Annotated in this window: 8 protein-coding genes; 7 read left to right on the top strand and 1 reads right to left on the bottom strand. The window is 57.2% G+C overall.

The annotated features are described in order from the left end of the window. Positions 1–37: 37 nt before the first annotated feature. From KO088_RS07335 to rpoN, 7 genes are all read left to right on the top strand, one after another. Positions 38–1,492 (top strand): aminoacyl-histidine dipeptidase, encoded by a 1,455-nt coding sequence (locus tag KO088_RS07335; RefSeq protein WP_060935022.1) that lies wholly within the window; start codon positions 38–40, stop codon positions 1,490–1,492. A gap of 48 nt (positions 1,493–1,540) precedes the next feature. Next, on the top strand, positions 1,541–2,428 hold the full coding sequence (gene fabD / locus KO088_RS07330; protein ID WP_009432871.1) for an ACP S-malonyltransferase: 888 nt from the start codon (positions 1,541–1,543) through the stop codon (positions 2,426–2,428). A gap of 226 nt (positions 2,429–2,654) precedes the next feature. Next, entirely contained in the window at positions 2,655–5,174 is a 2,520-nt protein-coding gene (locus KO088_RS07325; protein ID WP_215494197.1) for a TonB-dependent receptor, read from the top strand. 673 nt (positions 5,175–5,847) lie between these two features. Continuing rightward, positions 5,848–6,933, top strand: coding sequence for an asparaginase (locus KO088_RS07320; RefSeq protein ID WP_009432866.1), 1,086 nt, complete (start codon positions 5,848–5,850; stop codon positions 6,931–6,933). A gap of 31 nt (positions 6,934–6,964) precedes the next feature. Next, positions 6,965–7,774: an MBL fold metallo-hydrolase gene (locus KO088_RS07315; RefSeq protein WP_044115832.1), complete on the top strand. Its 810-nt coding sequence runs from the start codon at positions 6,965–6,967 to the stop codon at positions 7,772–7,774. Between the two features lie 51 nt (positions 7,775–7,825). After that, entirely contained in the window at positions 7,826–8,401 is a 576-nt protein-coding gene (locus KO088_RS07310) for a cob(I)yrinic acid a,c-diamide adenosyltransferase (protein ID WP_215494196.1), read from the top strand. A 51-nt stretch (positions 8,402–8,452) separates the two neighbouring features. Continuing rightward, positions 8,453–9,907, top strand: a complete 1,455-nt coding sequence (rpoN, locus tag KO088_RS07305) for an RNA polymerase factor sigma-54 (RefSeq protein WP_215494195.1) — start codon at positions 8,453–8,455, stop codon at positions 9,905–9,907. A gap of 124 nt (positions 9,908–10,031) precedes the next feature. Here the strand turns inward: rpoN and pfkA are convergent, their stop codons facing one another. Beyond that, on the bottom strand, positions 10,032–11,012 hold the full coding sequence (pfkA, locus tag KO088_RS07300; RefSeq protein WP_215494194.1) for a 6-phosphofructokinase: 981 nt from the start codon (positions 11,010–11,012) through the stop codon (positions 10,032–10,034). Positions 11,013–12,171: the final 1,159 nt, after the last annotated feature.

The raw sequence follows: 12,171 nt of genomic DNA, 5'->3' as shown, positions 1-12,171 counted from the left end.
ATAACTATCCATTATTCATCTTAAGAACGAATCGACTATGGCTGCTGAAATCAAGACCCTGTCTCCTGCTCACGTGTGGAGCTACTTCTATGATCTCACACAGATCCCCCGCCCGACGTTCCACACTGAGGCGGTCCAAGAGTACCTCCTTGCTCTGGCAAAGCGTCTGAACCTCGAGGCTCAGCATGATGCTACGGGCAATATACTCATCCGCAAGCCTGCTACTCCTGGCCTCGAAGGACGCCCCGTGGTGACCCTGCAGGCCCACATCGATATGGTGCCCCAGAAGAATAGCCACATCGAGCATGACTTCACCAAGGACCCTATCGATGCCTACATCGATGGCGAGTGGGTGACGGCACGTGATACGACGCTCGGCGCAGACAATGGTATCGGCGCAGCCTATATGATGGCCGTTCTCTCCGACGATACCCTCAAGCACGGCCCTCTCGAAGCCCTCTTCACCGTAGACGAAGAGGTTGGTATGGTCGGTGCCAACGGCCTACAGCCTGGCTTCTCTAAGGGGGATATCCTCATCAACCTCGACAGCGAGGACGAAGGTCTTCTCTTCGCTGGCTGTGCAGGTGGCCTCGACGTCAACGTCAAGCTCGAGTACAAGGATCAGGAGCCTACGCCCGAAGGGGATATCGCTGTGCGCATCAGCCTGACGGGTCTGCGCGGTGGTCACTCGGGTATGGATATCATCCTCGGCCGTGCCAACGCTAATAAGCAGCTCGTGCGCTTCCTCAAGGAGGCTATCGCCAGCTACGGTGCTCGCCTCGTACATCTCGAAGGGGGCTCAGCTCGCAATGCGATCCCTCGCGAAGCCTTCGCGCTCGTGACCATCCCCGAAGCAGAGGCTGACGGCCTGTGGGAGTTCGCTTCGGACTTCCTTGACACCCTGCAGACGGAGTATAAGAATATCGAGGACGGCATCAGCCTCAGCCTCGAGCGCACGGATCTACCGAAGACGGTCATCCCCGAAGAGATCCAGGATGGCGTCATCGGCGCCCTTGATGCGTGCATCAATGGCGTGCAGAGTATGCTCACCGACTTCCCTGGCATCGTAGAGTCCTCTACGAATATGGCGAAGATCTTCGTCGGCGACGGTACCTTCACCGCTACCTTCATGCTGCGTAGCTCCTCGGAGAGCCGCAAGGAGTACGTCGCTTCTCAGATCGAGAGCGCGATGAATCTGGCGGGTGCAGAGGTCGAGTTTGCAGGAGCTTACAACGGCTGGGCACCCAATGCTGACTCCGCCGTCCTCAAGACGATGCGCCGTGCTTACGAAGAGGTCACGGGCAAGTCCCCCGAGATCACCGTCGTCCACGCAGGGCTGGAGTGTGGTATCATCCAGGGCGTCATGCCTGATATGGATATGATCTCCATCGGTCCTGACCTTCGCTCGCCCCACTCCCCCGACGAGAAGGTACACATCGCCTCTGTTGAGCGCACCTGGAAGGTCCTTGTCAAGGCACTGGAGCTGATTTAATTCGCATACCAAGACCCTAAGTATATCATCACAAGAAGAATTTAGTAAATGAGTAAGACAGCTTATGTATTCCCTGGCCAAGGCGCCCAGTTCGTGGGTATGGGGAAGGAGCTTTATGAGAATCATCCCTTAGCCAAGGAGCTCTTTGAGAAGGCCAACGATATCCTCGGATTCCGCATCACGGACATCATGTTCGCTGGTACGGACGAAGAGCTCAAGCAGACGAAGGTCACGCAGCCCGCGGTCTTCCTGCACTCCGTCATCCGTGCGCTCTGCCTCGGTGACGAATTCCAGCCCGATATGGTCGCTGGTCACTCCCTCGGTGAGTTCTCCGCACTCGTCGCTGCTGGTGCGCTGAGCTTCGAAGACGGTCTGCGTCTCGTCTCCAAGCGTGCTCTGGCTATGCAGGAGGCTTGCGAAGCTAACCCTGGTACGATGGCGGCTATCCTCGGTCTGCCCGATGAGAAGGTCGTCGAGATCCTCAAGACCATCGAGGGTGGGGTAGTCATCGCTGCCAACTTCAACTGCCCTGGTCAGCTCGTCATCTCGGGTGATGTCGACGCTGTTGACCGCGCTTGCGAAGCCCTCAAGGAAGCTGGTGCTAAGCGTGCTCTTCGCCTCAACGTCGGTGGTGCCTTCCACTCACCTCTGATGGAGCCAGCACGTGTCGCGCTCGCCGAAGCTATCGAGGCTACGGAGTTCCACTCACCCCGCTGCCCCATCTATCAGAATGTACCTGCCCACGCTGTCAACTGCACGCACGGCATCAAGAAGAACCTCATCGCTCAGCTGACGGCTCCCGTACGCTGGACGGAGAGCGTACAGGCTATGGTCGCTGACGGTGCTACGCGCTTCGTCGAAGTAGGCCCTGGTGCTGTCCTTCAGGGGCTGGTCAAGAAGATCGCTCCCGCAGTAGAGACCGAAGGTAAGCAGTAAGCTCCGCCTCCCCTCTATATCCCCCAATAGTCCGCCGCCCGGCCCTCTCCCTCACGGAGACGGTCGGGCGGCGGCGCTTTATATCGGTGTCGCGGAGTACCCCAGCAGTGGGGAGATAGGAGGCCGTGAAATACTCACTTTTAGGTATTGTGCTCACCTCGTGTGCGCTATACCTTTGCACGGCATTTACATCCGTTCCCTAATTTCACTAATTGTATATCCGTCAATGAAGAAATGTATACTCCTGGGGCTGCTCGTGTGGAGTACTGCAGCTCGAGGCGAGACGCTATTGCCCGTAGCTACCCCAGATACCCTCTCTACTAAGGCTGCGACACCTACTGCAGCACAGCTCCGTGGTCGTGTCACCGACTCTCATGGCGCTCCTGTCGAAGGAGCGGTCATCGCCGTAGGGGATCCACTGCTTCGCCTTACTGCTCATACCGATAAGGAGGGGCGCTTTGCTCTCGACGGCCTTCCCGCAGGACGCCAGCCTGTCATCATCCAGGCGATGGGCTATATCACGCAGCGTCGTCTCCTCTTCCTCGGAGAGGGAGCAGGCACAGACCTGCACTTCATCCTCGATGAGCGCGAGCAGGCACTGCCTACCGTCGACGTCATCGGGCGCCGTGAGCAGTCGTACCGCAATGCGATGTCTTTCGCTGGGACGAAGACAGCGACACTCCTGCGAGACGTCCCGCAGTCTATCGGATACGTCACGAAGGAGCTTGTCTTAGACCAAGGTGCCATCACCGTCAATGATGTGGTGAAGAATATCAGCGGTATCAACCAGTACTCCTTCTACAATGACTTCTCGATCCGTGGCTTCCGTGCTACGGGGAACCGCAACTCAGGGAATCTCCTCAACGGCATGCGTGCTCAGACGAGCCTCTGGCGTCAGTCGTCGCTGGCGAATATCGAGCGTGTCGAGGTCATCAAGGGCCCTGCCTCCGCACTCTTTGGGAATGCTGCCCCTGGTGGTGTCATCAATCGTGTGACGAAGAAGCCCCTCAATATAGCCCGTCGCTCGGTATCGCTGACGGCTGGGAGCTTCAATACGAGTCGCGCCTATGCCGACTTCACGGGCCCGCTCAATGAGCGCAAGACGCTCCTCTACCGCCTCAATCTCGGCTATGAGAATTCGGATACCTTCCGTGATCTGCAGAAGCTTACGACGCAGATCGTAGCCCCCTCGATCACCTACCTGCCCTCAGATCGTACTCGCCTCAATGTGGACCTGGTGTACACCAGCAGTGCGGGGAAGCTCGACCGTGGCGTCGCGATCTTCGGCGATGGGGATCTCTTCTCTCGTCCGCTCTCTTCTACGCAGTCGGCAGCCAATGACTATCTGCGTGAGCAGACGCTGAACCTGACCTTCGCTCTCTCGCATCAGATCGCCGAGGGGCTCCTCTTCAATAGTACCTACCTCTACTCCTCCTACAGCGAGGATATGATGGAGCACTCGCAGGATAATGCCTTCGTCAAGAAGGCGGACGGCACGGATGACCCCGCCCTCGTCCTGATGCGTGTGACCAAGCGCTTCCGCAACTTCCGCAATCACGCCTTCAATAACTACTTGACGTGGAATGTCGCTACGGGAGCCGTCCAGCACAAGCTCCTCTTCGGCTACGACCACTTCAATACGCAGCTGGCCCCAGGCTCGTCCTACATCGAGGCAGGCGGCTACCTCTTAGCTAACGGTGGCATGGCCAAGACCTTCAAGAAGGCTGATATCGCTAAGTACCTCCTGGATAAGGACGGCAACCCACGTACGAACGTCCCTGCCTTCGACCTCAACTCCACCGTCGGCAATCAGTATCAAGACGTCACGAAGTACATCTACGAGTCGAAGGCTGTACGCCCCTCAGATCAGTACACCAATGGGATCTACCTGCAGGAGCAGCTCTCATGGCAGCGCCTGCAGCTCCTCCTCGGTGCTCGCATAGAGTGGTTCACCGACGTCGTGCAGGATGCCAAGGGAGCGAAGACCCGCACGCACCAGCATGCCTTCACCCCACGTGTCGGCTTGGTCTACGGTATCACACCCTCTACCAATGTCTATGCTACGTGGATCCGTGGCTTCGAGCCTCAGGCGGTCTCCGTGCAGAGTGATCCTACTTCGGGAGGGCCTTTTGACCCCGTGCAGAGTGAGCTGTGGGAGATCGGAGCGAAGGGCGACTACCTCGATAGCCGCCTCACGGCGACGCTCAGCCTCTTCAGCCTCCGCCAGCGCAATACGCTCTACAATGCGGGGATCACGGGTGAGCCCAACCGCATGGTGCCCATCGGCGAAGAACTCTCGCGAGGCGTAGAGCTTGATGTCGCTGGGAAGATCCTACCCTACTGGAGCGTGATGGCCAGCTATAGCTACAATGTCGCTGAGATCACTAAGGCTGCCGATGGGACGAAGGACCTCAACCTGCAGCGCCCTGGTACGCCCCGTCATTCGGCAAACGTCTGGACGAAGTTCGTCATCCCTCAAGGCCCTATCGAAGGGCTCGGTATCGGCTTCGGTGTGCATGGCGTGAGTGAGCGCCTCGGACAGGTCGGCCGCCGTGCCAACGTCGTCAGCTACCCTGGCTATGTCCTCCTCGATGCGGCACTCTACTATAAGGTGCGCGATGTACAGCTCCAGCTGAATGCGAATAACCTGCTGGATAAGCGCTACTACGTCTCGGGCTACGACCGTCTGCGCTCCTTCCCTGGCTCGCCACGTCACTTGAGCCTCTCTGCGACCTACCGCTTCTAAGGGATAGAAGCGCACCACTTCACTTTCTTTCTCCTCCCCCGCTATACCCCGTGTGTCGGGTGTATAGCGGGGGAAGTTGTATCCGGCCTATCCCTATTCGCTCGTCATCGGAGCCTGTTCCCGAGAGTCCTGCCCTCCTTTTAGAGTGGTATTGCACGCCCAGCTACCCGATACACCTCTCCGAAGTGATACACAAGCCCTTCGCCTCATCGCGCGTATTCCTCTTATTCAGCGGAGGGAAAAGTGTCCTTCTCGTGAATAAAAAAGCGTCTTCACATAGTGGTTTTCCTCTGTCTACGCACGTAGTCTTAAAGACCAGGCACGTCAATCCAAATATCCACGCACGTAGATATTAGAGCCACGTACGTAGATCAACCTTATCAGCCACTCGTCCACAACTTTTATCCCTACGCGGAGCAACAACCTAATAGAGGTCACTTCACAAAGCTATATAGCTTCGCACCGAATGCTATATAGGAATCAGTCCAAAGCTATATAGCTTTCTTCGCCATCCTATATTCCGCTCCCCTACGAGCCCTAAGAAGAGCCCCGCTAAGAAGCCGAATGGCGGTATATTATTGTTATCTTTGTCTGTAGAGAATAAACATGGGGGCGACGGGGCTTGAAAAGGCTTTGCTTCGCCCCGCTAATGTGCTTACAACTACACTACAATATGGTTGCACCACGCGCATCTATCCTCTTGGTCTACACCGGAGGGACGATCGGGATGCTTGAGAACCCTGAGACGGGTGCTCTTGAACCCCTTGACTTTAATTACCTGCAGGACAACGTCCCAGAGCTGCGTCTCTTGGGTTGCGATATCTCCAGCGTGGAGTTTCAGCCACCGCTAGACTCCTCGGCTATCACTACCGAGCACTGGGTACAGCTGGCTCGTGTCATCGAGGAGAACTACGATAAGTACGACGGCTTCGTCATCCTCCACGGCACCGATACGATGGCCTATACTGCCTCGGCGCTGAGCTTCGTCTTTGAGGGGCTTGCGAAGCCTATCGTCTTCACCGGCTCACAGCTCCCCGTAGGGAAGCTCCGTACGGACGGGAAGGAGAATCTCATCACCGCTATCGAGATCGCTGCAGCACGCGACGAAGCAGGCCGTCCACGTGTGCCTGAGGTATCGCTCTTCTTCGAGAACTATCTGATGCGTGGCAACCGCACGAGCAAGATCAGCGCCGATCAGTTCAGCGCCTTCGAGTCGTACAACTATCCCCATCTGGCTTATGCCGGTATTGAGATCCGCTACCACGACGCCGTCATCGCAAACGCTCATGTGGGGCGTACGCTTTCGGTGCGCCCGTACTTCGATCCTCATGTGGCGGTCTTGAAGCTCTTCCCTGGTATCACACGCGAGGTCGTCGAAGCCGTCCTCTCCGTGCCTTCGCTGCGCGGGGTGGTGATGGAGACCTTCGGCAGTGGCAATGCGCCGATGATGCCTTGGTTCCTCGATGCACTCCGTGCCGCTGTGGCACGTGGCGTCGTCATCGTGAATGTCACGCAGTGCGTCACGGGCTACGTCGATATGACGCGCTACGAGACGGGTGTCCTCCTCGAGAAGATCGGTCTGGTCAGCGGGCGTGATGCCACGACCGAGGCCGCACTGACGAAGCTGATGTACCTCCTCGGTCAGGGCTTCAGCAGCGAGGAGGTCAGCCGCTTGATGGCCATCCCTCTGCGCGGAGAGATGAGCCTTGACCAGGAGATGGAGGGCTTCTCCCGCGAGATCTCCATCTATCGCCGATAGAGGCGACACGTATCTACACCCAGATCCACGAATGATAAGATTTATGTGCCTCTCCAGTGGGAGCAGTGGGAACTGCTACTACATAGGAGACGAGGCGGGGGGCTTCCTCATCGATGCGGGGATCCCTATCCGTACTATCACTAAGACCCTCAAGGCTGAAGGCATCCCGCTCGACGGCGGTGCCATCCACGGGGTCATCGTCACGCATGACCACGCCGACCACATCCGTACCGTCGGGGTCATCGGGGGCGTCTATCACCTGCCCGTCTACGCCACGCGGCTGGTGCACGACAGCATAGCCAATAGCCGCTTCGTGCAGGACCCTATCGGCCCCTCGCGCCGTGAGATCAAGATCTACGAGCCCTTCACCGTAGCAGGCTTCACTATCGAGCCCTTCCCCGTGCCGCATGACAGCGCGGAGAACGTGGGCTACCACATCACGAAGGGCGACTTCCGCTTCACGCTCGCTACCGACGTCGGTCACGTCACTGACGATATCGCCGACTACATCGGCCGTGCTGACCACGTGGTACTCGAGGCGAACTACGACCCCGAGATGCTACGCAGTGGGAGCTATCCGGAGTTCCTCAAGGGGCGTGTCGCCTCGCCGCAGGGGCACCTCTCCAACGATGAGGCGGCCGAACTCCTCGCTCGTGTCTATCACACGGGTATGAAGAACGTCTGGCTGTGCCACCTGAGTAAGGACAACAACCACCCCGATCTTTGCTGGAAGACCGTCGAGCAGCGCCTCTTCGCCGAGGGTATTCGCGTGGGCAAGGACCTCTCGCTCACGGCCCTGAAGCGCACGACTGCTTCGCCGATGTATCTTTTAGAGCCTTAGCGCTGTTATCTCTACAGAGCGGGTACATCACCCCGCCTTACCCCTATCACTATGGATACCGAGAAGTATAAGCTATATACCAAGGGCGGCGACAAGGGCCGCACCTCCCTGGTCGGTGGGCAGCGTGTGCCCAAGTACGACATCCGTCTGGAGAGCTACGGCACGATCGATGAGCTGAATTCGTTCGTCGGCGTACTGCTGGCCTATGAGCTCGAGGAGGAGGATAAGAAGTTCCTCTTCTGGCTACAGCACAAGCTCTTCTCCGTCGGTGGCTACCTCGCTACCGACACCACGCAGGACGATGTGCACACCGTGACCTCCGTCACTGAGAGCGCCGTGGCACGTGTCGAGCGTGAGATCGACCGCCTCGACGATATGGTGCCACCTATCAAGGCCTTCATCCTCCCCTCGGGTGGAGCGATCACGGCCGCTGCGCACGTCTGCCGTGCCGTCTGCCGTCGTGCCGAGCGCATCATCTACCGCCTCAATAGCGAGACGCCGCTGGATGTGAATGTCCTGCGCTTCGTCAACCGTCTGAGTGACTACTTCTTCGCTCTGGCACGTAAGGAGGTCTTCCGCATCAACGGCGAGGAGATCGTCTGGACTTACGACCACGAAGATCTGTAGCTCGTACCTCCTACCTGCCTTTTCCCTCATCCTCTTCGCTCCCTACCGCCGATGAATAAGCTCACTCAGCAGCAGAAGCTCGACCAATCGCTTTCGCTCACGCCCGCACAGATCCAAGCCATCAAGATGCTGGAGCTCACGGGGCTGGAGCTGGAGGCACGTATCGAGCGTGAGCTGGAGGAGAACCCTGCACTCGAAGAGAACGACGAGGCGCCCCAGCAAGAAGGCTCCGACGACGAGTCGACGTCCTCCGATAGCGACGACCAAGACTGGGAGCTCGGCGAATACGCTACCGAGGATGATATCCCCGACTACAAGCTCCGTGAGCTGCAGGAGCGCCAGTCGGTCCGCGAAGAGATCCCCTTCGCGGCTGGTGCCCCTTCGCTTGATGAGTACCTGATGGAGCAGCTCGCGCTCGTCACTCCGCTGGAGGGGACGCGCCGCGAGATCGCACGCTACATCATCGGGAACATTGACGACGACGGCTATCTGACACGCTCTGTCGAGGAGATCGAGGATGATCTGCTCTTCAAGGCAGGCCTCTCCGTCACGTCCGAAGAGATCGCCGAACTCATCCGTCTGGTGAAGACGCTGGATCCCGCTGGTATCGGTGCGCGTGACCTCAGAGAGTCACTTCTCTTGCAGATCGAGCGCCTGCCAGCTGACCCCCTGCACTGTGAGGCGCAGCGTATGATCGAGCATCACTACGAGGACTTCGTCAATAAGCGCTTTGACCGCCTATGTGCGGCCCTCGGCGTGAGCGAGGAGCGTCTCTCCGAGCTCTATACCTTCATCTCGCATCTCAACCCCAAGCCAGCCAATGGCTACGGCGATGATAGCGAAGGGCGCTTTATGCACATCACCCCCGACTTCATCGTCACCGAGCGTGATGGCGAGCTCTTGATTTCACTCGTCGGTGAGCGAGATCTGCCCCCCTTGCGCCTAAGTCCCACCTACCTTGCCCTGCTGGAGCAGCACAAGGACCAGCGCGACGGCTCGCGTCAGAGTCGTGAGGCGATGACCTTCCTGCGTCACAAGGTCGAGCAGGCCCGCTGGTTCATCGATGCCATTCATCAGCGTGAGGAGACTCTGCGTAAGACGATGACTGCCATCGTCGAGCACCAGCGTGCCTTCTTCCTCACGGGCGAAGTGTCGGCTCTGCGTCCGATGATCCTCAAGGATATCGCCGAGGCTACAGGCCTCGACATCAGTACGATTTCTCGTGTGAGCAATAGCAAGTCCGTGCAGACCGACTACGGAGTCTATATGCTGAAGTTCTTCTTCGGCGAAGGTATCCTCAATGACGAAGGCGAGAGCGTCTCTACCCGTGAGGTACGCGAGGCTCTTGCTGAGCTCATCGCAGGTGAGGACAAGCGCCAGCCGCTCTCCGATGAGCAGCTCACTCAGCTGCTTGCGGCCCGAGGCTATCCCATCGCTCGGCGCACCGTGGCGAAGTATCGTGAGCAGCTCCGTCTCCCTGTGGCACGCCTGCGTCGCGAGCTGTAAGTCCCGCACTCTCCCATTACGCATAAAGCACGAGCGGTCGCAAAGCATCTATTGCTTTGCGACCGCTCGTGCTTTTGTTTTACCCTGCTTCGGCGAAGCGTGTGAGGGTAGGGGAGTACTTCCCTTAGATCGAGAGGATACGCAGGGCCTCGACGAGGTCCGTATCGATGGGCTTGTTCTTCTTGATCGCCTTCGAGAAGGGCACGTATACGAGGGCGTCATTGACGATCCCGATCATCACGTTGCGCTGCCCCTCAAGGAGGGCTTCGATGGCGGCGACGCCCATACGGCTCGCGATGATGCGGTCCTGCGCGCTGGGTGAGCCCCCACGCTGGATGTGACCAAGGATCACGACACGCACGTCGAATTGTGGGTACTCCTTCTCCACACGCTCAGCGACCTTCATCGCTCCGCCCGTGCTCTCGCTCTCGGAGACGAGCACGATGCTGCTATTCTTCGTCTTGCGGAAGCCGTTCTCGATCGTCTCAGCGAGCTGGTCTTTCTCAAAGGCGAACTCGGGGATGATCGCAGCCTCTGCCCCCGAAGCAATAGCGCCGTTGAGGGCAAGGAAGCCGGCTTCACGCCCCATGACCTCTACGAAGAAGAGGCGCTCATGCGAGGAGGCGGTGTCACGGATCTTGTCCACGGCGGAGACGATGGTGTTCAGCGCCGTGTCGTAGCCGATCGTGAGGTCGGTGCCGTAGAGGTCGTTGTCGATCGTGCCGGGGAGCCCAACGATGGGGATGTCGAATTCTTCGGCGAACTCACGTGCGCCAGAGAGCGACCCGTCGCCCCCGATGACGACGAGGGCATCGATCCCGTGGGCGCGCATCGTCTCATAGGCTAGGACGCGACCGTCGGGCGTGCAGAACTCGGGGCAGCGTGCCGTCTTGAGGATCGTCCCCCCACGCTGGATGATGTTGCTCACGTGCTGTGTCTCGAAGTCTTCGATCTCACCGGTGATCAGTCCCTTGTAGCCGCGGTAGATCCCCTTGACGCGGATGCCGTGATAGATAGCTGTGCGGGTGACCGAGCGGATGGCGGCATTCATGCCGGGTGCATCGCCGCCAGAGGTCAGTACCCCTATACATTTGATTGTAGCCATAGTTGCTGTTCTTATTTCAAAGCAATCTTATACCAATTCTTCTACCAGCAAAGGTACTGCAATTCTCACCCCGATATGCTGCCTTATGGTGCCCTGTGATGAGCGTGAGTCTATCGTACTGAAGTTTAGCTTGATATATAAGCGACCTCATCCAAGCTCTATGGTGGGGTGGTACGAACCTATATAGGTCGCTGGGCGATCCTATATAGGTTCACTCACGGATCTATATATGTTACGACGCCAACCTATATAGCTTCACCCGCTGACCAATATGAGACTGTTGCTCCACGTATGGATAAAAGTTGTGGACGAGCGGCAGATAAGTTTGGACTACGTACGTGGCTCTAATATCTACGTACGTGGATATTTGGATTTGCGTGCCTGGTCTTTAAGACTACGTACATAGATGCGGGAAAACCACTACGCGAAGGCGCTTTTTCCTTCGCGAGAATGATGCTTTCTCCTCTGCTGGATAAGTGGAATACGCGCGGATAAGGCGAAGGGCTTGCGTATCACTTCGGAGACGTATATTGGGGAGCTGAGTGCGCGATGTCTTAGCACAATAAGTAGAGGGCAGGACTCTCGGCAACGGTCTTAATATAGGTCAGCCCAGCGATCTATATAGGTTGATATCACCCCTCTCGTAAGAAGTCTCCTCCCCTCATCTGCAAAGCTTATGTATGTCGCAATGCACCTTCGTATTGCTCGCTTATATATAATGTACGCGCGTGAAAGGGGTGGAATTTTGAGAAAGTCGTGAGAATCTTACGCTTAGATTTGGAAATTCGGCGGGAATTGCCGTATCTTTGCAGTCGCAAGTCAGGCGGACGAGCAGCGAATGACAGGGTTTAGATCGAGAGTGGTAACGAAAAAGTTTCACTCGAGATTTGGTGGAGTGAAAACTTTGCTTTACCTTTGCACTCGCAAAAGAAACGAACGGCCTAGCGGTGACGCGGGTGGTTTGACTTTGAGAGATCTTTGAGATAATTGATATTGACAAACAGAAGTGTAGTAACAAACGTTTAGGGAAATGAAGACCTAACCGTCAATTACGACCTTTACTTAGGTAGAGATACACTAATAAATCTGAAGCAAGAATCATTTTTAGAGCAAGACAAACAGAACAAAGTACAATAAAAATATTGACAATGAAGAGTTT

This window comes from Porphyromonas bobii (genome assembly GCF_943169685.1).
GTDB classification, from domain to species: domain Bacteria; phylum Bacteroidota; class Bacteroidia; order Bacteroidales; family Porphyromonadaceae; genus Porphyromonas; species Porphyromonas pasteri.
This window is presented reverse-complemented; position numbering and strand designations above follow the sequence as displayed.